At 72.1% G+C, this 20,650-nt stretch carries 21 protein-coding genes; 11 read left to right on the forward strand and 10 right to left on the reverse strand.

All coding sequences use genetic code 11. The features are described 5' to 3' along the window. Nucleotides 1–120: 120 nt before the first annotated feature. The 3 genes from AC08OV_RS15690 to fabI all read left to right on the forward strand — a co-directional run bounded on the left by AC08OV_RS15690 (nucleotide 121) and on the right by fabI (nucleotide 2,703). A complete protein-coding gene (locus AC08OV_RS15690) occupies nucleotides 121–603 on the forward strand; it encodes a cation:proton antiporter regulatory subunit (protein WP_476593953.1) in 483 nt (160 codons plus the stop codon). 28 nt (nucleotides 604–631) lie between these two features. Then, a complete protein-coding gene (locus AC08OV_RS15695; RefSeq protein WP_476615950.1) occupies nucleotides 632–1,819 on the forward strand; it encodes a cation:proton antiporter in 1,188 nt (395 codons plus the stop codon). A 110-nt stretch (nucleotides 1,820–1,929) separates the two neighbouring features. Continuing rightward, a complete protein-coding gene (gene fabI, locus AC08OV_RS15700; RefSeq protein WP_476596188.1) occupies nucleotides 1,930–2,703 on the forward strand; it encodes an enoyl-ACP reductase FabI in 774 nt (257 codons plus the stop codon). 70 nt (nucleotides 2,704–2,773) lie between these two features. Here fabI and AC08OV_RS15705 read toward each other — a convergent pair whose 3' ends face one another. Both AC08OV_RS15705 and AC08OV_RS15710 read right to left on the reverse strand, forming a co-directional pair. Continuing rightward, nucleotides 2,774–5,536, reverse strand: coding sequence for a pyruvate dehydrogenase (locus AC08OV_RS15705; protein ID WP_476619860.1), 2,763 nt, complete (start codon nucleotides 5,534–5,536; stop codon nucleotides 2,774–2,776). A gap of 311 nt (nucleotides 5,537–5,847) precedes the next feature. Beyond that, complete coding sequence (locus AC08OV_RS15710; RefSeq protein ID WP_476615566.1) at nucleotides 5,848–6,141, reverse strand: DUF167 domain-containing protein; 294 nt, start codon at nucleotides 6,139–6,141, stop codon at nucleotides 5,848–5,850. A 200-nt stretch (nucleotides 6,142–6,341) separates the two neighbouring features. Between AC08OV_RS15710 and fabG the strand changes: the two genes are divergently transcribed. Then, a complete protein-coding gene (gene fabG / locus AC08OV_RS15715; protein ID WP_476615567.1) occupies nucleotides 6,342–7,058 on the forward strand; it encodes a 3-oxoacyl-ACP reductase FabG in 717 nt (238 codons plus the stop codon). A gap of 65 nt (nucleotides 7,059–7,123) precedes the next feature. On the opposite strand, the gene AC08OV_RS15720 is transcribed toward fabG, so the two are convergent. From AC08OV_RS15720 to AC08OV_RS15730, 3 genes are all read right to left on the reverse strand, one after another. Continuing rightward, on the reverse strand, nucleotides 7,124–8,200 hold the full coding sequence (locus AC08OV_RS15720; RefSeq protein WP_476619861.1) for a cation diffusion facilitator family transporter: 1,077 nt from the start codon (nucleotides 8,198–8,200) through the stop codon (nucleotides 7,124–7,126). Between the two features lie 155 nt (nucleotides 8,201–8,355). After that, a complete protein-coding gene (locus AC08OV_RS15725; protein WP_476619862.1) occupies nucleotides 8,356–8,751 on the reverse strand; it encodes a type II toxin-antitoxin system VapC family toxin in 396 nt (131 codons plus the stop codon). Beyond that, nucleotides 8,742–9,038, reverse strand: coding sequence for a FitA-like ribbon-helix-helix domain-containing protein (locus tag AC08OV_RS15730; protein WP_476619863.1), 297 nt, complete (start codon nucleotides 9,036–9,038; stop codon nucleotides 8,742–8,744). The genes AC08OV_RS15725 and AC08OV_RS15730 overlap by 10 nt, the downstream gene beginning before the upstream one ends. A gap of 20 nt (nucleotides 9,039–9,058) precedes the next feature. Between AC08OV_RS15730 and AC08OV_RS15735 the strand changes: the two genes are divergently transcribed. From AC08OV_RS15735 to AC08OV_RS15750, 4 genes are all read left to right on the forward strand, one after another. After that, nucleotides 9,059–9,184: a hypothetical protein gene (locus AC08OV_RS15735; RefSeq protein ID WP_462188557.1), complete on the forward strand. Its 126-nt coding sequence runs from the start codon at nucleotides 9,059–9,061 to the stop codon at nucleotides 9,182–9,184. 265 nt (nucleotides 9,185–9,449) lie between these two features. Continuing rightward, complete coding sequence (locus AC08OV_RS15740; protein ID WP_476619864.1) at nucleotides 9,450–9,755, forward strand: hypothetical protein; 306 nt, start codon at nucleotides 9,450–9,452, stop codon at nucleotides 9,753–9,755. After that, a complete protein-coding gene (locus tag AC08OV_RS15745) occupies nucleotides 9,752–10,822 on the forward strand; it encodes a ferrochelatase (RefSeq protein ID WP_476619865.1) in 1,071 nt (356 codons plus the stop codon). Before AC08OV_RS15740 ends, AC08OV_RS15745 begins: the two co-directional genes overlap by 4 nt. A 180-nt stretch (nucleotides 10,823–11,002) precedes the next feature. Further along, nucleotides 11,003–11,518, forward strand: coding sequence for a DUF3090 domain-containing protein (locus AC08OV_RS15750; protein ID WP_462188560.1), 516 nt, complete (start codon nucleotides 11,003–11,005; stop codon nucleotides 11,516–11,518). 61 nt (nucleotides 11,519–11,579) lie between these two features. Here AC08OV_RS15750 and AC08OV_RS15755 read toward each other — a convergent pair whose 3' ends face one another. Genes AC08OV_RS15755 through AC08OV_RS15770 form a run of 4 tightly spaced genes read right to left on the reverse strand, consistent with a single transcriptional unit; the run spans nucleotide 11,580 to nucleotide 15,681 of the window. Then, nucleotides 11,580–12,374, reverse strand: a complete 795-nt coding sequence (locus AC08OV_RS15755; RefSeq protein ID WP_476615642.1) for a hypothetical protein — start codon at nucleotides 12,372–12,374, stop codon at nucleotides 11,580–11,582. A 29-nt stretch (nucleotides 12,375–12,403) separates the two neighbouring features. After that, complete coding sequence (locus tag AC08OV_RS15760; protein ID WP_476615643.1) at nucleotides 12,404–13,216, reverse strand: SGNH/GDSL hydrolase family protein; 813 nt, start codon at nucleotides 13,214–13,216, stop codon at nucleotides 12,404–12,406. Between the two features lie 27 nt (nucleotides 13,217–13,243). Continuing rightward, nucleotides 13,244–14,428: a glycosyltransferase gene (locus AC08OV_RS15765; protein WP_476615645.1), complete on the reverse strand. Its 1,185-nt coding sequence runs from the start codon at nucleotides 14,426–14,428 to the stop codon at nucleotides 13,244–13,246. Further along, nucleotides 14,425–15,681 (reverse strand): glycosyltransferase family 4 protein, encoded by a 1,257-nt coding sequence (locus AC08OV_RS15770; protein ID WP_476619866.1) that lies wholly within the window; start codon nucleotides 15,679–15,681, stop codon nucleotides 14,425–14,427. Before AC08OV_RS15770 ends, AC08OV_RS15765 begins: the two co-directional genes overlap by 4 nt. A gap of 453 nt (nucleotides 15,682–16,134) precedes the next feature. Between AC08OV_RS15770 and AC08OV_RS15775 the strand changes: the two genes are divergently transcribed. Next, the gene (locus AC08OV_RS15775) at nucleotides 16,135–16,557 is read left to right on the forward strand and encodes a DUF3099 domain-containing protein (RefSeq protein WP_476615532.1); all 423 of its coding nucleotides are present in this window, start codon (nucleotides 16,135–16,137) and stop codon (nucleotides 16,555–16,557) included. A 15-nt stretch (nucleotides 16,558–16,572) separates the two neighbouring features. Next, complete coding sequence (locus AC08OV_RS15780; RefSeq protein ID WP_476615529.1) at nucleotides 16,573–17,451, forward strand: SAM hydrolase/SAM-dependent halogenase family protein; 879 nt, start codon at nucleotides 16,573–16,575, stop codon at nucleotides 17,449–17,451. A gap of 29 nt (nucleotides 17,452–17,480) precedes the next feature. Here the strand turns inward: AC08OV_RS15780 and pucL are convergent, their stop codons facing one another. Beyond that, nucleotides 17,481–18,374, reverse strand: coding sequence for a factor-independent urate hydroxylase (gene pucL / locus AC08OV_RS15785; RefSeq protein ID WP_476615530.1), 894 nt, complete (start codon nucleotides 18,372–18,374; stop codon nucleotides 17,481–17,483). A gap of 953 nt (nucleotides 18,375–19,327) precedes the next feature. Here pucL and AC08OV_RS15790 point away from each other — a divergent pair. Beyond that, a complete protein-coding gene (locus AC08OV_RS15790) occupies nucleotides 19,328–20,503 on the forward strand; it encodes a L,D-transpeptidase (RefSeq protein ID WP_476615531.1) in 1,176 nt (391 codons plus the stop codon). Nucleotides 20,504–20,650: the final 147 nt, after the last annotated feature.

Consider the following 20,650-nt stretch of genomic DNA (forward strand, 5'->3'; position numbering starts at 1 on the left):
GGGCGGGCTCTCCGGGCGCACCGTCTAGGCGTGGTTGCGGATGGTTGACTACTGTGTGATGGGGCTGGTCACTTGGGCCTTCCTGGGAAGGCAGGCTATCGGAGCGCCGGAGAGGTTGCTGTGGAGATCGAGGAGACCGCGCTGCCTGGCATCGGGCTGCGGCACGACTTCGCGACGCGCAACGGCCGCCGGCTCGGAGTCGTGTCCCACCATCACGGGCGCCGGGACCTCGTGATCTATGATGCGGACGACCCGGACGCCTCGCGTGAGTCCATCGCGCTGACGCCGGAGGAGAGCGACGTGCTCTCCGAGCTGCTCGGTGCCCCGCGCATCGTCGAGAAGCTCGCTGACCTCAACCGTGCCTTCGCCGGGCTCGTCGGTGAGCAGATCGCGATCCTGCCCGGCTCGCCCTACGTGGGCCGCGAGCTCGGGGACACCCAGGCCCGCACCCGCACCGGCGCCTCCATCGTCGCGGTCGTCCGCGACCAGCAGGTGCTCGCCTCCCCGCGGCCGGACTTCCGGTTCGAGGCCGGAGACGTCGTTGTTGTCGTCGGTACGCCGGAGAACACCGCATCCGTCGGTATGTTGCTCCGCAACGGCTGACACGGGCAGGGAGGGCAGTCGGGACCGCGTGCACTCCACCGCGACGACCTTCCTCGAGCTCGGCGGGATTCTGTTTTGCCTAGGAGTCCTCGGGCACCTCGCGCTGCGCATCAGTGTCTCACCGATTCCCCTGTACCTGGTGGGTGGGCTGGCGTTCGGCCAGGGTGGCCTGCTGCCGCTCGGCGGCAGCGAGGAGTTCATCGGGGTCGGCGCGGAGATCGGGGTCGTCCTCCTGCTGCTTACCCTCGGTCTGGAGTACACCGCCGACGAGCTGCTGTCCGGGCTGCGCAGACAGGCGCCGGCCGGGGTGCTCGACCTGGCGCTCAACGCCACTCCCGGGGTCGTCGCCGCGTTCCTCCTCGGCTGGGGCCCGACGGCGGCGGTCGTCCTGGGTGGGGTGACGGCCATCTCCTCCTCGGGGATCATCGCGAAGGTGCTGGGGGACCTCGGGCGGCTCGGTAACCGGGAGACGCCAGTCGTCCTGTCCGTCCTCGTGCTCGAGGACCTCGCCATGGCGGTGTACCTGCCGGTTCTCACCGCGTTGCTGGCCCATCACACGTTCGTGCGCGGATCGCTGACCGTGGCGATCGCGCTCGGAGTCCTGGTGGCGGTGCTCTACATCGCGCTGCGGCACAGCGAGAAGGTCACCCGGCTGGTCTTCAACCCGAAGGCCCACCGCAACGACGAGATCCTACTGCTCCGGGCCCTGGGGCTGGCCCTGTTCGTCGCCGGGGTCGCCCAGCGTATGCAGGTGTCGGCCGCGGTGGGTGCGTTCCTCGTCGGCATCGCCCTGTCCGGACCGGTCGCCGAGGGTGCCGAGGAGGTCCTGCGGCCGCTGCGCGATCTGTTCGCGGCGGTCTTCTTCGTCTTTTTCGGCATGCAGACCGATCCCGCCGAGATCCCTCCGGCGCTGCTCACCGGGTCCCTGCTCGCGATCGCCGGAGTCGCGACAAAGGTCATGACGGGATGGTGGGCCGCCCGCTCGGCGGGAATCGGGACTATGGGCCGGTTCCGGGCCGGGGCCGCCCTCGTCGCACGCGGCGAGTTCTCGATCGTCATCGCGGGCCTCGCGGTGGCGGCCGGCCTCGAACCCCGGCTGGGCCCGCTTGCCGCCTGTTACGTGCTGCTGATGGCCGTCCTCGGCCCGCTGGCGGCCCGGTTCGTCGAACCGGTGATCCGCACGGCTCGGCGGCTGCAGGCCGCCCGGTCGCCCTAGCGCCGAGCGGGCAACGGTGGGCGGGCGACGGCACCCGCCGCTGACGGCGGGGGCGACTTCCCAGCGGCGGTGTCGCTACCGGGACGGCGATGTTTGGGAGTATGCAGCCCATGAGCGGACTTCTCGAAGGTAAGCGCGTTCTCGTCACCGGGGTTCTCACGGAAGCCTCGATCGCATTCAGCGTCGCCCGCATCGCCCAGGAGCAGGGTGCGGCGGTGGTCCTCAGCGGATTCGGGCGGGGGCTGTCGCTGACCCGCCGCATCGCCAAGAGACTGCCCACCCCGGCGCCCGTCGTCGAGTTGGACGTCACCGACGAAGAGCATCTCGCGGGGCTGGCCGGGCAGGTGCTCGAACATGTCGACGGCCTGGACGGCGTGCTGCACGCGATCGGGTTCGCACCCGAATCGGTGCTCGGTGGGAAGCCGTTCGTCGAGGCGGCCTGGTCCGAGGTCGGCACCGCCCTGCAGATCTCCACCTGGTCGCTGGCGTCGCTCACCCGGGCCGCCCTACCGTTGTTCGCTGAGAAGGCGTCGATCGTCGGCCTGGACTTCGACGCGTCCGTCGCCTGGCCGTCGTACGACTGGATGGGCGTGGCGAAGGCCGGCCTCGCCTCCGCCACCCGCTACCTCGCCCGTGATCTGGGACCCCGGGGCGTGCGGGTGAACCTCGTCGCGGCCGGCCCGCTGCGGACCATGGCGGCCAAGAGCATCCCGGGCTTCAGCCAGTTCGAGGAGATCTGGGACGGCCGGGCGCCGCTTGGCTGGAGCGTCCACGACACTGCGCCGGCCGCCCAGGCCTGCGTGGCGCTGCTCTCGGACTGGTTCCCGGCCACCACCGGCGAGATCGTCCACGTCGACGGCGGCGTGCACGCCGTCGGGGTCTGAGCGCGGCTGGCCGTCGGGGTCAGGGCGCGGCCGGGGTCCCGGGGCCCGGGTGTGGTGGGTCTGGCCCGGATCAGCCGGCCGTCTCGTCCAGCAGGTCCAGGGCCGTTCCGACGATCGTGTCCAGCTCCACCGGTGGGCGGCGACGGCGGTCCCGCGACGAGGCCGTGTCCCGCCGGGCGAGGTTGCCGCTGCCGGCGTGGCCGGCGGCGCCGGAGGTCGATGAGCCCGGGTCGGTGTCCCCCGGCGGCCCTCCCGGCGGCCCGGAGGCCTCCGGCAGTGGCGCGCTCGAACCGAGGGCGGAGATGGGATCTCCGTGGACGCCGGCGAGGAAACTCAGGGCACGGGGGTCCCCGTCGACCACCGTCACGATCGGGGTGCGCCGGTCCGCGGGGAACACCTCGGTGAGCAGGGCGTCGGAACCCTCGGCCAACCCGCGCCGGGCCTGCAGCGCGTGGAACATCGCGTTCGGGGAGGTCACGCACACGACCGCGATCTCTCGGCCGAGGCCGGCGCGTAGCTCCGCCGCGGCGTGCAGCACCTCCGGCATGACCGCACCCACCCCGACGAGGGTGAGCGCGGCGTCGGGGCCGCCCTCGTGGAGCCGGTACCCTCCGGCGAGGACCAGGGCCCGGCGTCGGTGCCGTTCCAGCGCGTCCACGGGGACCTCGGCGAGGCGCTGATCGACCGGGCGGGCGGAGAGCCGGATCACGCAGGAGGTGCCGTCGAGGCGGGCCAGCCCGCGGAGGCCGGCCAGCAGGCACCAGGCGAGATCGTGCGCGAAGGCCGGTTCCCACGTCGCGGCCACCGGGGCGGGGACGACGTTGCCACCGTTCCAGGCCAGGTTGCGGACGACCGGGTCGAGACCGGTGTCCGCCACGGCGAGCATCGATCGGGCGTCCGCGGTGGCGCCGGCCATCCAGCCGGGCAGTACCCGTCCGACCGCCACCTCGTCGGCGACTCCGACGGGCAGCAGCGGCAGACCCTGGCGGCTCCAGGCCACTCCCAGCGAGGCCAGCACCCCGCCGAAGGCCGTGGCCGACAGGCCTCCGGCCACATGCCGGCCCGGTTGTTCCCCGTCGGTCTGGTCCGCCGCGGCCAGCCAGCCGGCGAGGACGGGGTCGGTGTTGCGCGTGCTGATGGTCAGCACCGCGGCGGCCGCCTGGGGCGCGAGCCGGGGTAGGTCCCGCAGCATCTCGCCGAACGCCTCCTGGGTGGAGATCCATGTCGGGAAGCGGTGGTCGGAGTCGGTCGGCACGGCTGGGGCCGCGCCGAGCGGCACCGGCACCCGGTCCAGGTAACCGGCGACGTGCTGGGCGAGGCGGTGGGCCGCGGCGTCGTCTCCCGGCGGGAGGGCCGGGCGGGTGCCACCGCCGGCGGCCGGCGCCGTGCCCGGTCCGGCGGACGGGGCCGCGGACGCGTGGTCGGCGGTCCGTCCGCTGTGGATCTGTTCGCTGCGGATCTGTCCGCCGTGGGAGCGCTCCTCTCGGGCGAGCTCGTCGCTGGTGTAGGCGAACAGGACCGTGGGCCGGTCCGCCGCGACTTCATCGAAGGCGTCGATCAGCAGGGGGAGGTCGTGGCCACCGAGATCGCGCAGGCAGGCATGGATCTCGTCATCGGTGAGGGTGTCCAGCAGGCGGCTGATGCCGGCGCCGGACGCGCCGGGCCCGGCGAGGCGGCGGCGCAGGTCGGCTCCGTGGGCCTGCAGCAGCGCGCGGTACTCGCCCATCGGGAGCTGGTCGAGGCGGTTGCGAAGCGCGTGACCGCCGGGGGCCCGGAAGAGCGCCTCGAGGACGCGTCCGTACCGGACGGTGAGCACCTGCCAACCGGCGGCTTCGAACATGCGCGCCGCGCGGGCGGGCTTGCCGATGCCGCCGACCGGTCCGGCCGGCGCGGAGCCGGACACCGTCACCACCCAGAACAGCTCGCCGAGATGGGCGATCCGCTCATCGGTGATCGTTTCCCAGACGGTCGGGTCGTGCAGCTCGGAGTAGTCGATCAGACAGATCTGCCGACCCTGGGGAGTCCGGTCGAAGCGTTCCCCGGCATAACGGCGGGCCAACGCCGCCCAGACCGTCCCGCTCGGTCCGATGTTGCCGGCGCCGAGGGCACGCAACGGCCGACCATCGGGCCCGGAACGGACCCCGTTCGGACGGATCTCACCCGGCCGGGCCTGGGAGAGCCGGTAGACGGCGGGGACGGGTGATGCGGCCGCCGTCTCCTCGGCCGCCGGCTCCTCAGCCGTCGGCCTGGCGTGCGCCAGGACGTGATGGACGGCATGGATCAGCGGGGCGGCGCGTGGAGTCACACTGACGCGGTCCTCGGCGCGCAGGGCGTCGAACCACAGCACCGTGGCGATGCTCGACACCGAGGCCACGGCCGCCCGTTCCGACTCGGCGGCGACCGCGGACCGCTGCCCGGCGCGTTCGTCCCCGTCGATGATCCGGGCCGCGACGCTCCGCAGCCGCCGTTCCACGGCGGCCAGCGCGGCGAGGTCGAGTACGCCACCGGGCGGCCCCGGCATGGCCGGGTCTGGCATGGCCGGGTCTGGGGGCCCGGGGATGGCCCGGGCCGCGGCCGGCGAGGTCTGGGTTCCCACGACGTCGTCTCCGTTCGTCGGTCCGGTCGGGGGGCTGGCGTCTCCCGGCGGACCGCCCTCGGCCCGGTCGTCGCGGGTGACCCGGCGTTCGTGGGTGACCCGGCGTTCGCGGGCCCGGTCGTCGGTCTGGTCGTCGGTCTGGTCGTCGTGTGTGACCCGGCCGTCGGTCCCCGGCGCGGGCGGATCCACGGACCGGGCCGGGACCGGCCCCGCGGTGCCGTCTGGCGTAATGATCATCCCCTCCCGGCCGGAGCGCGTGTGCGCTGCCTCCACCGGTCTGACATCGGGCCTGCGCATGACCGGCCTACGTCCCACGACTCCGACCTCCCAAAGTCCGGACGTGCGGTGGTGCGGTGCCGGTCGGAGGTTGCGCCGCCGGCCGGATCGGCGGCGCCCGCCGCCGTCACATGGTGTGTCCGCGTCGGTATCCCACCTTCACCACGGTGGCCGTACCATTTCAGCATCCGCGTTCCATCGCGGTGGCGTTGGCCGTCGTGCGTCGGCCCGGTGATGCCGGGACTGCCGTGCCGGGACTGCCGCCCCGGCGGTCAGCCCTCCCGGCCGAGCTCGTCGATCCGGAGCCGGAGCGCGGGCTCGTCGACCGGTGCCACCTCGACCTCGACGGCCTTGACCCGGCTGGTCGCGCCGCGAACCAGCCGGATGTCTCCCCGGCGCACCCGCAGCGCCGCGCACAGGGCCCGCAGGGCGGCTTCGGTGGCCCGGCCGTCAACGGCCGGCTCGGTGACCCGGACGACCAGCAGCGGGCCGTGCAGCGGGTCCTCGCGCCGGCCGCCCACCGCGGTCCGCCCGGCGCCCGGCTGAACTCGGATCATCAGACGCATGCGCGCATCGTCCCCCCGGATCGTCCCGCCCGAGCGACCATCCCGCTCGCGTGACCGGTCCGCATGACCGGTCCGCGTGACCGGTTCGGGGCGGCACCAGGGAGGATCGCGAGGGTGGCCAAGCCGATGCCGGCCGGCGGTTGAGGCGTCATCGTCGGCGGACACCGGGATTCGACGCGGTGGCCGCTACCATCCGACCCATGGGCGCAAATGAGGGTCGTGTCGCACTGGTAACAGGTGGTAATCGGGGGATCGGCGCCGCCTGCGCCGCGGCCCTGGCGGCCGCGGGTGAGCGGGTCGCGGTCGCCAGCCGCGGGGGCACCGCCCCCGAGGGGATGCTGGGCGTCCGTCTGGACGTCGCCAACAGCGAGAGCGTCGACAAGGCGTTCATGGAGGTCGAAGCCGAGCTCGGGCCGGTGGAGATCGTGGTGTCCAACGCCGGCATCGTGCGGGACACCCTGCTGGCGACGATGAGCGAGGACGCGTTCCAGGAGGTCGTGGACACGAACCTGCTCGGCGCCTACCGGGTGGCCAAGCGTGCCTCCCGGCCGATGATGCGGCTGCGCTGGGGTCGGCTCATCTTCATCTCCTCCGTCGTCGCCTCCGTCGGCGGCCCCGGCCAGTCCAACTACGCGGCGTCCAAGGCCGGCCTGATCGGCTTCGCCCGTTCCCTCGCCCGCGAGCTGGCTCCGCGCAACATCACCTCGAACGTGGTCGCTCCGGGGCCGATCCGGACCGACATGACCGACGCGCTGACCGAGGCGCAGCGGGAGCAGCTCACCGCCAGCGTCCCCGGTGGCCGCATGGGTGAGGCCGAGGACGTCGCAGCCCTCGTCGCCTTCCTCGCCTCCCCGCAGGCCGGTTACATCAACGGTGCGCTGATCCCCGTGGACGGCGGGCTGAGCATGGGGCACTGAGTTGAGCACGGGGCACTGAGCACCGCTTCGGCGGCACCGTGATCGAGTGTGATCGGCGTTGCGGCTTAGGGGACCGTCGTGGCGGCGTGGTGGTGGGCGGGGCTGGTGTGGATGGTGGCGGCGGACAGGCGGCGGATGCGGCGCAGCAGGTGGGCTTCGGCGGCGTGGGCGAGGTCGTGAGCGGCGGTCAGGGTCAGGGTCGCATCGACGGTGACGTCGGCTTCGGCGCGCAGGGTGTGGCCGATCCAGCGCAGCCGCAGCTCGCGGACGGCCTCGATGCCCTCGGTGTGCAGGAGCGCCCTGGTGGCTTCGGCGACCACGGCGGGGTCGACGGCGTCCATGAGCCGGGCCCCGACGACGCGGGCGGCGGAGCGCAGGACTCCGAGGATCGCCAGGGTGATCGCCAGGCCGATGGCGGGGTCGGCCCAGTGCCAGCCCACCGCGACACCGGCGGCGCCGAGGAGCACCGCGAGGCTGGTGAGACCGTCGGTGCGGGCGTGTAGGCCGTCGGCGACGAGGGCGGCGGAGCCGATCTGATGGCCGACCCTGATGCGGTAGCGGGCGACGATCTCGTTGCCGAGGAAGCCGACGAGCCCGGCTGCGGCGACCGCTCCCAGATGGTCGAAGCGCTGGGGGTGCAGGAGGCGGTCGATCGCGGCCCAGGCGGCGAGCGCACTCGACAGGGCGATCATCGCGAGGACGGCGAGGCCGGCGAGGTCCTCGGCGCGGCCGTAGCCGTAGGTGAACCGGGCGGTGGCCGGGCGGCGCGCCACGGTGAAGGCGATGAGCAGGGGGACCGCGGTGAGCGCGTCGGCGACGTTGTGCAGGGTGTCGCCGAGGAGCGCGACCGATCCGGACAGTGCCACAACGGCGGCTTGCAGGGCGGCGGTCAGCCCGAGACCGGCCAGGCTGATCAGGAGGGCGCGGCGGCCGGCGGTGTCGGCTTCCAACGCGTCGTCGATCTGGTCCGCCGGATCGTGGCTGTGCCCTCCGGCCAGGTCTGACAGGCCGTGACGAAGCCGAGCCCACCGCCCGCTCGCGTGGTGGTCATGCCGTCCTCCGTGCGGGTGCCCGCCGTGATGATGCCCGTGGCCATGGCCACGGCTACCGCTGGGGAGCTCATGCTCGTGGCCGCTGTTCATGTTCCGTGACGATAGACGAAAACGATCAATGCGGCATGGTGGCAGCTGCCATCCCATCGCACCTGCGTCCCGGTGCGTACCGCGGGCCGCTGGTGCCGGTTCGGTTGCTCGTCTGTGCCCAGCCCCTAGAGCAATACCCGACGTGAGACACGCGCCTATTCGACGAGGCGGATGGTGCAGTAGCGGGTGGCGGTGCGGGCGAGTCGGGCGTCGGAGGTGACGAGAGTGATGGCTCGGGATTCCGCGAGCGCGACGTAGGCGGCGTCGTAGCCGCTGATGCTGGCGCGGAGCTGCCACATGCGGGGTAGGAGCTGTTCGACGGGAACGTGGTCGACGCCAAGCTGGGGAATCCGGTTGATCGTGGCCTGCGCCTGGTCATCGCTGATCTTGTTGCCGAGAGCGAGCCCGCGCATGACCGAGAACAGCTCGATCTTCCAGTGCTCGGGAGCCGCCCACTCTGGGTCGGCGCTCAGGATCGAGCGGGCCCGTCGCCCTCGGTCGTCGGCGTAGACGAGGGCGTTGGCGAGCACGGAAGCGTCCACTACGACCATCCGGAACCGTGCGCTCCTGGCTCGTCCGTTGATGTCGCCTCGACGTGCATGGCGCGGGCGGCTGCCAGCACGTCGGCGGCGGCTGGAGCATCCGCGCCGGCGCCACCGCCCGCCGCGAGTTCGTCTTCCACAGCAGCGAGGACCTGCTGGTTTCGGGCATACCGGGCCTGTCGGGTGAGTACTCCGAGCAGGAACGCCTGCAGTGACTGGCCTTGCTGGCGAGCGTACTGCGCGAGCGTGTCACGTATGTCTTCCGGTACGTCGCGTACGGTGACTGCAATTGGCATGCCTGCATTATGACTGCAGAATGCAGGCTGGTCAAAGTCGGGTCGCGGTCGAGTACGAACTGCTCGGCGCGGCCGGGGTCACGGTCGTGGGAATGCCCGAGCTCGGCGAGCGGGCCCGCGCCATGAAGGCTCACCTGGCCGTCTGATCATCGACTGGATCGCCCGCGATGGTGCCCGGGTGGGCCGGTGCCCGCCCCGGCTGCCGCGCGGAGGTCGGTCCGGGCGATCTTCTTGCCCGCCGACGACGCATCCGGCGCGCCTTAACGGATATCGTAGGTGGCGCGGCGTCGCCGTGCCGCCACGCCGCTGGCTGATCGAAACCAAGGGCGCGCCATCCCTTTCAGCTGAGGTGGCTCAGCAGTTGAGGCGGCTGCGGCGGTGCGGTCGGCGCAACCGCGAGGGGGTGGGTCGGTGAGCGTGATTCGGGTGGAACCATACGGCGGCCGCGACTTCGACGTCGAGGTCGCGGAGGAGACGTCTCCGGGAGTCCGCGGGCTCTCCTTCAACTACCGGGTGCAGGTCGATGACAAGGTGCTCGCGGCGGTGGGGCTCTCGCCCGACGATGTGCCGGGCCTGATCGCGTTGGTCCGCGCGTCGTTCGCGTTCCTGCTCGCGCGGGAACCGGCCGGGTCCATCCTGCCCACCTTCGAGCTGTCCGAGATCACCCGCTACTTCCCGAACTATCCGGCGGAGATCGCCGGCAGCGTGCCGAGATGAGCGGGGCCGGGGCACCGGGGGACGTCGGGGCACCGGGGGACGTGGACGCTCTGCTGCTCGTCTCGTTCGGGGGTCCCGAGGGGCCCGGCGACGTGTTGCCGTTCCTCCGCAACGTGACCAGGGGCCGGGACATCCCCGCCTCCCGGCTGGCGGTCGTCGCCGAGCAGTACCACCTGTTCGGTGGGCGTAGCCCCCTCAACGAGCAGAACCGGGCGCTGGTCGCCGCGTTGCGTGCGGAGCTGCCCGGGCTGCCGGTCTACTGGGGGAACCGGAACTGGGCGCCCTATCTGACCGACACGGTCGCCCAGATGGCCGCCGACGGCATCCGGCGTGCCGCGTGCTTCGTCACCTCGGCTTTCTCGTCCTACTCGGGATGCCGGCAGTACCGGGAGGACCTCGCGGCGGCCGCCGCCGCGGTGGGGGACCGTGCGCCCGAGCTGGTGAAGCTGCGGCTGTTCTTCGACCATCCGGGGTTCGTGGAGCCGATGGTGGACCGCGGCGTCGCGGCGCTGGCCGACCTGCCGGCGAAGGTGCGTCCCGATGCCCATCTGATCTTCACCGCGCATTCACTCCCCCTCGCGCAGGCCCGCGCCAGCGGGCGTGGCGAGGGCGCCTACGCTCACCAGCTGCGGGCTACCGCAGCGATGATCACCGAGGGGATCGAACGCATCACCGGCGTGCGTCATCCCTTCGACCTGGCCTTCTGCAGCCGCAGTGGGTCGCCGGACGTGCCGTGGCTCGAGCCGGACGTGCGCGATCGGCTCGCGCGGCTGGCCGCGGCGGGGGCCGCCAGCGCCGTGATCATTCCGCTGGGGTTCGTCAGCGATCACATGGAGGTCCGCTACGACCTCGACGTGGGGGCCCTGGAACGGGCGCGGGAGCTAGGCCTGCCGGCGACGCGGGCGGGCACCGTTGGGGTGGATCCGCGGTTCGTCTCGATGGTGGGAGAACTGATCGAGGAGCTGCGTCGTCCCGGCGGCGCCCGACGGTCGCTGACCGGTCTCGGGCCCTGGCCGGCGGACTGCCCCGCGCACTGCTGCGAGCCCTTCGGGCCGCCGCGGACCTGAACCCCCGCGGACCCGAATCCGGGGTGGTCCTGAAGCCAGGAGGGTGGGGGAGGGCGGACTGTATGGCGATGCGGCCATACTGATGGTGAGCCGAGGCTGATGGGGAACCGATACTGATGGGGAACGAAGCGATCAGGACCGAACGACGAAGCGAGTCAAGGTAACGGAGCGATCGGAGATATGCGGCGCTACGTGTTCGAATCCCCGGAAAGGTTCGTGGTGGGAACCGTCGGCCAGCCGGGTGACCGGATCTTCTTCCTGCAGGCTGCCGGGCGTGGTCAGGTCGTGACGGTCGGTCTGGAGAAGACCGAGGTCACCGCCCTGGCGGAGGGGCTGACCGCGTTGCTAGGCCAGGTGGGCCAGACCCAGGGCATCGTGCTTCCGACCGCTTCGGACGTCGAGATCGATCTTGCCCCGCTGGATGCCCCGTTCGAGGAGGACTTCCATCTGGGCCAGCTCACGGTGTCCTGGGACGGCCACCGGGTCTTCGTCGAGGCGGCCGGGCTGTCCCCCGGGGAGTTCCGGCTCCCCGAGAGCGAGGACGAGCTCGACTCGTTGCGGGTGGGACTGTCGATCAAACAGGCCCGTGCCTTCATCGAACGAGCCCGCACGATCGTTGCCGCCGGGCGTCCACCGTGCGTCCTGTGCGGCCGCCCGGACGATCCGGCTGGGCACTTCTGCCCTCGGCTGAACTGATCGGAGCCGGCCGGAGCCGGCCGGAGCCGGCCGGGGCGGGCAGCCGGCGATTGTCAGATCGTCAGTTCGAGGGCGGCACAGGGGCGTACGTCGGGTCGAAGGCGTCGTAGGCTGCTGCATAGGCGCGACGCACTGCCGCGGAAAGGTTGCGCAGCGCCGCGGACCTGCGGGCGATCTCGCTCGCGGTCACCGCGGCACCGTCGTCCCGGGCAGCGAGGTCGAGCAGGGCCGACAACCGCTCCGCCCGGGCCAGCAGGGCGTGCGCCCCCGGTGGATGACCCGGGCCCAGCCCCGGGCCCGGCTCCTCCTCCCCGCGGTCGCGCAGCAGGGCGAGCACCTCGGGGCGAGCGCTTGCGATGTCGAGGTCGATGAGCGCGGCCGTCGTGGTGCGGATCGCGTTGCTGAGGTCGTGTTCCGCGGCGCGCAGGCCGGCTCCGGGCGGTGGCACGCGGGACGCGACGAGCACCCGCCAGTGCACCGACTCCAGCCGCCCCTCCAGGGCCGGCCCGTGCACGACGACCCCGGGAACGAGCACCAGCGGTGGGTTCGGGCCGATCACGATGATCGCCTCCCCGGCGGTGATCGCGTCCCTGTTCACCTCCGCCGGGCCGGGCAGGCCGGTGGCGTCCCCGGGGGCGGGCAGGACCAGCCGGAGCCGTTGCGCTCCGGCCGAACGCAGGGCTCCCAGGCCCAGCACGAGCGGCTCGTCACCGAGGGTGTGCGGCGCCGCCTCGCCGCCGAGCGCGCGGTGTATCTGGGTGATGACGTCGTCGAGCCCGACGAGCCCGGCAAGCCACGCATTGCCCCATCCGGTGAGGACTCCGGACCGGGGCGACGCTGACAGGGCGGGAAGCACATTGCCTACCGTAGGCAATCGAGGAGCCTTCAGGCTCGCCGAGGAGGCCGTACCAGACCTTTTTCCGGGTGATAGCGCCATTTGTCGCCTCTGGGCAGGCACCGCCCGGCCAGCCAGGGCAGGCCCACGCTCAGCAGCCAGTAGGAATGCTCGATGATTCCTGGAGCCGGTTCCTCATGATCGGGTCCGTCCGGCAGACCCACGAGTGGTACCCCAGCGTGCGACAGACGATGGGCGAACGCCTGCGCGATCAGGCGGTGGCCGCGTGGCCCCGGGTGGATCCGGTCCACGTCGAAGCTGGACCGGCTGCGCACCGCAGGGTGCCCGCCGAGGTCGACCATCAACACCCCGGGGTCCGTCCGGGCCGCGGCATGGACCGCCGCGTTGAGCCGTTCGACCCGTTCGCTCAGGATCCGGCCGAACGGCGCCGGCACCGGGAGCAGCCGGCTGGGATCGGGCATGGTCGCGGTGAGCACGACGACTCCGTCGGCCCGCAGACGGCCCACCGTCCAGACCAGGTCCTGACGTAACCGCAGCGGATCGAACGTCGGTTTCAGCACGTCGTTCATGCCGGCGATCACGCTGGCGATCTGGGGGCCCAGCGACAGGGCGACGGGAAGCTGACGGGTACGCACGTCGTGCGTGGTCGCTCCCGTGGTGGCCAGATTGGTGAATTCCACGGCGCCGGCCGGGCCCAGGCACGCGGCGAGCCGGGCGGCGAAGCCCCGTCCTCCCGTCGCGGAGCGGCGGTGTTCGCGTCCCATCGTCACGCCGTCGCCGAGGCCGACCGTGATGCTGTCGCCCAGCGCGACGAACCGCCGGGATCCGGTACCGGAGTCCATGGCTCTGCCCGCCTTTCAGGCCGCGAGTCAGGCCGCGAGCGGCGGCGCCGGTGGCTGCGGGAAGGCCGTGCCTGGGGCGGCCGGACCGGGCGAGTCGTGGCAGGCGAGGAAGCCCGCGACCGTGGCCGACCAGGGGAACTGCTCCGCGCGGGCCCGGGCCGCGACCCGGCGCGCGTGGACCTGCGCCGGCGAGGCGGACAGCAGGTCCACGACGGCGTCGGCGAACGTGAATCCGCTGCCCGCGGCGATCACGCCTACTCCCGGGACGATCAGTTCTGCGAGCGCACTGGCGTGGTGCACCACTGCCGGGGTGCCGCTGGCGAGCGCCTCCAGGGCGGTCAGCCCGAAGGTCTCCACCGGGCCGGGGGCGAGCGCGAGGTCGGCGGTCGCCAGCAGGCCGGCGAGCCGTTCCCGGTCGGCCACGAACCCGAGGAAGGTTACCGGCAGCCCGGCCGCATGCCGTTCCAGCCGGCCCCGATGGGCCCCGTCACCGGCGATCACCAGGCGCGCCGGCACCCGGCGGCGGACGAGTTCGGCTGCCGCGTCCACGGCGAGGTCAACCCGCTTCTCCGGTGCCAGCCGGCTGGCCACCACCAGCAGCGCCTCCTGGTCACGGGCGAAGGCGCGTCGCAGGGTCAGGTCGTGGTGAGCGGAGGAGAAACGGTCGAGCTCGACGCCGAGCGGAACGTGGCGCAGGTTGCCGGCGCCGATGCGGACGAACTCCGCCGCCGCCCAGGCCGTCGTCGCCACGACGGAGTCAAAGGCGGCCGCGAGCGAAGCGTTCGCCCGGTCCGCGGCTGTCGAGACCGGCAGGACTCCCCGCAGCGGTGCGGGTGTCCAGGTGCCGAGCAGGCGGTCGAGCCGCTCGTGGCTGACGACCAGCGACGGCACCCCGCGACGGCGGGCCCATCGGGCCAGTGGGCGCAGGGTCGCCCGGTCGTGGACCTCGAGCCGGTCGGGCCGTTCCCGGTCGAGCAGGTCGGTGACGCGCCATGGCTCGGTGATGATCCGGTAACCGGTTCCGGGTAGCCGGGGGGCGCGTAGTTGGAGCACACGGGCATCCGGCTGGACCAGTTCGGCGTCCTGCTCGCCCGGAATGATCTGGACGACCTCGTGGCCCGCCGCGGTGTAGCCGGCGGCGAGGTGGCGCAGTGTCGTCCGGATGCCGCCGGAGGCCGGCGCGACGAAGTTTGCCGCCTGCACGATCTTCATGCTGACCACCCGTCGTTTCTTGTCCCGGGCCGCTCGCGTGCGTCCCATCCGTCCCGTCGTCCGCCCCGCCGTCCGTTCCGTCCCTCGATGACCGGGCCGGGGTGCCTGAGGCGGCCGAAGCGGCCGGCCCCGCCGCCGGTGCCGAGCACGTCACGGTAGTGGCCGAGCAGCTCGTCGCCGACCGCGCTCCACCCGCATCCCACGACCGACTCCCGGGCCGCCGCACCCATCGCCACCCGGCGAGGGAGGTCGTCGGCCAGGGCCGCGACCTGCGCCCGCAGGGCCGCGGGGTCGCCGGGAGTGTAGTGCAGCCCGGTGCGGCCGTGCTCGACAACGTCGAGCAGCCCGCCTGCCGCGGGGGCGACCACCGGTACCCCGCTCGCCTTGGCCTCCTGCGCCGCCTGGCAGAATGTCTCGTGGATGCCGGTATGGACGAAGACGTCGAGACTCGCGACCGCAGCCGAGAGCTCCTGCCCGGCGCGGAATCCGAGGAACGCCGCGTTCGGCATCGACCGGGCGAGGGTGGGGCGGGAGGGGCCGTCACCGACGACGACGAGCCGGGTGTTCGGGATGTCGGACACCGTTCCGAGCAGCTCCACCCGCTTCTCCCGGGCCAGCCGGCCGACGTAGCCGACCAGGACCTCGCCGTTCGGAGCGAGGCTGCGGCGCAGTTCGTCGTCCCGGTGCGCCGGGTGGAAGCGTTCGAGGTCCACCCCCCGACTCCAGCGGGCGACCCGTTGCACGCCCTGGCTCAGGAGGGTGTCGACGGCATCCCAGGACGGCGCGAGGGTCCGGGCCGCGAGCCGGTGTACGATGGCCAGCCAGTGCCAGATCGTGCGTTCCGCGGTGGCCAGCCCGTAGCGGGCGGCGAACGCGGCGATGTCCGTCTGGTAGACGGCGATGCTCGGTATGCCGAGTCGCCGCGCCGCGAACACCGCCTGCGCCCCGAGGCCGGCGGGCGCCGCCAGATGGACGATGTCCGGGTCGAACTCCCGTAAGGCGGCGGGAAGCCCGGGCCACGGGACTGCGAAGCGAAACGCCGGGTAACCCGGTAGGGGAGCCGACGGCGCCCACAGCACCGGTGCGCCGGCGTGGCTGCGCGCCGCCGCGCGTCGGGCGGCGGGCGCCGGAGCCGGCGCGATGACCATCGCCTCGTGCTGCCGGTCCCGCAGGTGTTCCAGCACTCGACAGACCGTGTTCGTCACCCCGTCGACATGGGGGAGGAACGACTCGGTGATCACCGCTATGCGCACACGAGCACCGTGGCAGGGTATGGAGCCGTGCCGCAGACGGCCAGCCGACCGTTACATGAACGTTCTGGCACAGCTTGGTGCACCGTACGGGTGTACACGACCGGCTGTTCATCCGGTCGGCGGATCCGGGCCGGATTCCCGTCCAACATGGTGCCATCTGACACAGTGTCACCTGACATGGTGTTATTCGACACGATGTCATTTGACATAGTGCCACCTGACATAGTGCTATCCACCATAGTGTTACTTGACATGATGTCACGCGACATAGTGCAACATGATGCTATCCGACATGGTGTCGTTCGACACGGCGCCCGGCGGGCGCCATGGTTCCTGGTCCGCACCGTCGCACGCCGGCCGCCAGCATTTTCCCAGGGCGCCGGTGAGGAGGATATTTGGAGGCACGGGGCGGCGCACCGGTCGGGGAGTGAGAGCCATCGAGGTGTACGCGTGATGTTCAGGCGGCAGGACACGGTCCTGATCACGTCCGCGGCCCGGTCGCGGCAGTCGGACATCCATCGGCGGGAGGTGCGTTACCTCCTCTCGATGATGTTCCGGATGCTCTGCTTCGTGCTCGCCGTGGTCGCCTTCCACGGCTGGCTGCGGTTTGTCGCTGTCGCGATGGCCGTGATCATTCCGTGGGTCGCGGTGGTCATCGCCAATGGCGGTCCGGCGCCCGAACGCGACCGGCCCGCCAGCTACGATCCGGGCCAGCCGGCGGCGGGCGAGCCGCCGGCCCTGGAGGCCGATCCCCACCGGGTGGTCGACAGCGAGGGCTGGGTGGATGACGAGGGCTGGGTGCACGGCCATCCGGACCCACCGGGCCGGGACGGCAGCGGGCTCGGCGAGGCGCCCCTCTCCGGGCCGTCGGGTTGACGTCAGGTTGAGCCGGTGAGGTGCATCAGCTTCACCACTGACTACGGACTCGCCGACGGCTTTGTTGCAGCCTGCCACGGGGTGATCCTGCAGACGGTGCCGGACGCCCGGATCATCGACGTGACCCACCTGGTGCCGCCGGGGGACGTGCGGCGGGGGGCGGCCGTGCTCGCCCAGACGGTGGGTTCCCTGCCTCGGGGGGTGCACCTCGCCGTGGTGGATCCCGGGGTGGGCACGTCGCGCCGGGCCCTGGCACTGCGCGCGGTCGGCGGTCACCTGGTCGGGCCCGACAACGGCCTGCTGATCTCCGCGGCCGAGCGGTTGGGGGGGATCGAGGCCGCGGTCACGCTGGCGGTGCGGCCCGGAAGCCCCGCGACGTTCCACGGCCGGGACGTCTTCGCCCCGGTGGCTGCCGCCCTGGCGCGCGGGACGCCGCTCCAGGAGGTCGGTGAGCCGGTGGAGCCGGCGACCCTGGTCCGTCCGCGGGCGGCCCTGGCTCGGCTACGCCCGGATGGCACCGTGGAGACCGAGGTGGTCCTCGTTGACACGTTCGGCAACGTCCAGCTCGCGGCCTCCGGCGCGCTGCTCGGCGCGGCCGGGCTGCGCCCGCCGGGTCGGGCGGTGCTGCGACCGCTCCGGCGGGACCGCCCGACCCGGGCCGAGCAGGCGGCCGGGCCGCCCGCGGCCGCAGGCCCGATGGTTGAACTGGCGGTGGGGGTCACCTTCGGTTCCGTCGGCCCGGGGGAGGCGGTGCTCTACGTCGACTCGGCGGGGATGGCGGCCCTCGCCGTGCGCGACGGTGACGCCGCGCATGCCCTCACGCTTATGCCCGGCGACCGCCTTACGCTGCGCCGCTGGGACAGGCGTCCGGGGCGCCCACCGCCCGTCGGGTGACGGCACCGGTCAGCACCGGTCAGCACCGGTCAGCAGAATCCCGGGAAGGTCAGCCAGCTCGGCCCCGGGTCGGGAGCGTCATCGCGCAGGACCGTTCCCTCGATCTTGCCGTACGGCCGGTCCGCGGCGTAGTAGATCGTGTTGGGATTATCGAGCCCGAACGGTTCTAGATCAACCAGGAAGTGGTGTTTGTTCGGCATTGACAGGCGGATTTCGGCGACGTCGGCGTGCGCGGTCAGTGCCGCCTCGCCCATCCGGTACAGGGTCTGTTGCAGAGCCAGGCTGTGGAGGCTCGCGAAGGTGCTGACCAGAGCCGTCCGTATCCCGTCGAACAGCCGTCCGAAGCCGAGGTCTGACCGGGCGTAGCGCCAGCGGGCGGTGACCTCTGTCGCCAGGATGCGGTCTGTTGTCTCGGGCAGCGTGGTGTACCGGTCGCGGAGAAACCCCGAGAATTCCGAGCCGGTCGACTTCAGCAGGACCAGCCCGGCGAGTCCGGACACGACGAAGGCCGTGTCACGGTCGAGGGTGACGACCGTCGTCCTTTTCTCCCCAGCCGACCTGCTGAAGGCATGGTCGTGCGGCACCCCGTCCACCGGGATGCGGTCCCACCGGTACTGCTCGATTTCTATCCGGGCGCCGTCGATCCACGGGAGGGATCCGACGAAATGGTGACCCAGCCGGATCGCGAAATCCTCGATCTGGCCGATTCCGTGCTCGCGGGCGAAGGCGTAGACGGTGTTTTTCTGCGTGTCCGTGGTGAGCACGTGCGCATTGTCGCCGGACAGGTGCGCGGCGGCGAAGTCACCACGAAGCGTAGTGGAGACGTTCAGATCGGTGATCTGGTGCGCCGGTCCGTTCCGCGCTACGTGGACGAGACGGACCTCCGCCTTGCCATACTGATTGGGCCCGAGAACGATCGCCATGTGGCCTCCCTGTCGTGGGACGGTCATTTCCCTTATCCGGAGTGCGCTTTTCGCCCGGCCGGGTCGATCGGCCTGCCGCGGGTCCGACCGTCCCGGCGCGTCGTGCCGGCACCGGTGCGGGCCGGAGACCGCCGAACGTGGCCTGACCATTCTGCTGGACCGGGTGACCTCCCGGACCGACAGTGAGTTTCGCGCGCCCGGCTCGTGCCGTTCGTCGTGCCGTTCGTCCTCCGGCCCCTCGCCCCGGCCTGTCGCCGGGGTGCCCCTCCGGGCCAGGTGGACCGCGGGGTGGGATCACGCGGTGGTGACCCGTCCAGGTGGCTTCCGGTAATGGAAAGTCAGCGAGACGTCAATGGTCCCGCATGCCGGCGGTGCCGTGTACCGCCCGGTCGTCTCTGGTTGCGGAAACTCATCTGCACGGGTGACGGGTTGCGTCTTCTTTGATATCGCCGTGGGTTCTGGCCGTCGTTTCGGGTGGTCGGTGAAATGTCCTCCGGGCCGGGCAACTCGGGAAGGCGTTCGTGCGTCAGAAGGGGAGAAGGGGAGGGGTGTATGTGGGACGCCTGGAGAGTGCTACTCTCCGTATTAAGATTCTCGACGCTGGGTGATGCTCTTCCGGTTGGCGCCGTAGATTCCGCTGACCGAGGATACGTGGGGTTGATCTCTGGGTACCGTTCGGACGTAGCTTCCCGTCCGGCGACGCTGCCGGCGCGGCCTTCAAGAGGGGGCATTACATGTCTCGCTCGGTAATGATTCCCTCACGTATTTTCCGTGGGTGGGGTCGCTCGGCCCGGCTGGAATCCCGGCCGGCGGGATCGCCTGGTCGCCGGCCCCGGCGGTGGCCGGGGGGGACGCTTCTGCTTGCCGCGGTGCTGTCCGCGGCGGCCTGTTCCGGCGGGGGGGCATCACCGGCGCCGGCCGGGGCCACCCCCGCGCCGGATCCGGCGGCGAGCGTGACGGTCACGCCGGGGGACGGCGCCACCGGGGTGGCGCTGACCAGCCCGGTCGTCGTGCGCGGCAACGCCCCGCTGGCCGCGGTCTCCGTCAACCGGAGGGCGAGCGCGTCGGAGAAGACGGAGCCGGGGATACTGCTCGGTACCTTCTCGGCCGATCATCGGACCTGGACATCCTCCGGTGGGCTGTTCGCCGATTCGCGGTACGACGTCGAGGCGTCCACGTCCCCGGCGACGGGCATCGTCGGGACGACGTCGGTGCGGACCGGCTTCGTGACCGGCGTCCCGGCGAAGTCGTTCAAGGTCTCCTGGGAGCCGGTCGCGGGCCAGACCGTCGGGATCGGCGCGCCGATCAGCCTGACGTTCAGCGCGCCCGCGCCCAGTCGGGCCGCCGTCCAGAGCCGGCTGGTCGTACAGACCGATCCGCCGGTCCTCGGCGCGTGGAACTGGCTGTCGAACCGGGTCGTCATGTGGCGGCCGAAGGAGTACTGGAAGCCCGGGACGAAGGTGCACGTCGAGGCCAACTTCGCCGGCTACGACGCGGGCGGGGGCCGGCTGGGGGTCAAGGACCGGGCGATGGACTTCGTCATCGGCTCCGCCCAGGTCTCCAAGGTCGACTCGGCCACCCACACGATGAAGGTCTTCCGGGACGCGCAACTGCTGCGCACGATGCCGGTCAGCCTCGGCAAACCCAGTCTGCCGAGCATGGATGGCCCGCACAACGTGCTGGGTAAGTCAGCTGAAGTGATCATGGACTCGGCCACCGTAGGCATCCCCCAGGGCGACCCGGACTACTACTACGAGAAGGTCCAGTGGGCGGTCCACTACACCAGTGGCGGGCAGTACGTGCATTCCGCGCCCTGGTCGGTGCCCTCCCAGGGACGAGCCAACGTCTCCCATGGGTGCGTGAACGCCTCACCCGCCGACGCCCAGTGGTTCTACAACTTCACCCGGCTCGGTGACATCATCGACATCGTCAACACCGGTCGGCCGCCGGACACCTCACAGCTCGGCAACGCGTGGTCGGTCCCCTGGGCCACGTGGAAGGCGGGCAGCGCGCTGCCAGTGTCCGACCAGCTCGACTCCGCGGTGAGCCTCGACTCCGCGGTGAGCACCGTCACGCCCGGGCCTGCGGCCGCCATCCCCAGGACCGGCGCGGCGGGCGCCGGCGCCTGACCGGGCGATCGCGGGCCTCGCAGCCGCGGCAGCGTGGACGACGCCCGGCCCGACCAGCTCGGTGCCGGGCGTCGTCAATATGCGCCCTCGGCCGCTCCCACCGCGGTGGCGGGACGGCGCTGGTGGCGGGATGGCGCGGGGCGGCGG

Source organism: Frankia sp. CeTa3Moorea (assembly GCF_978021225.1).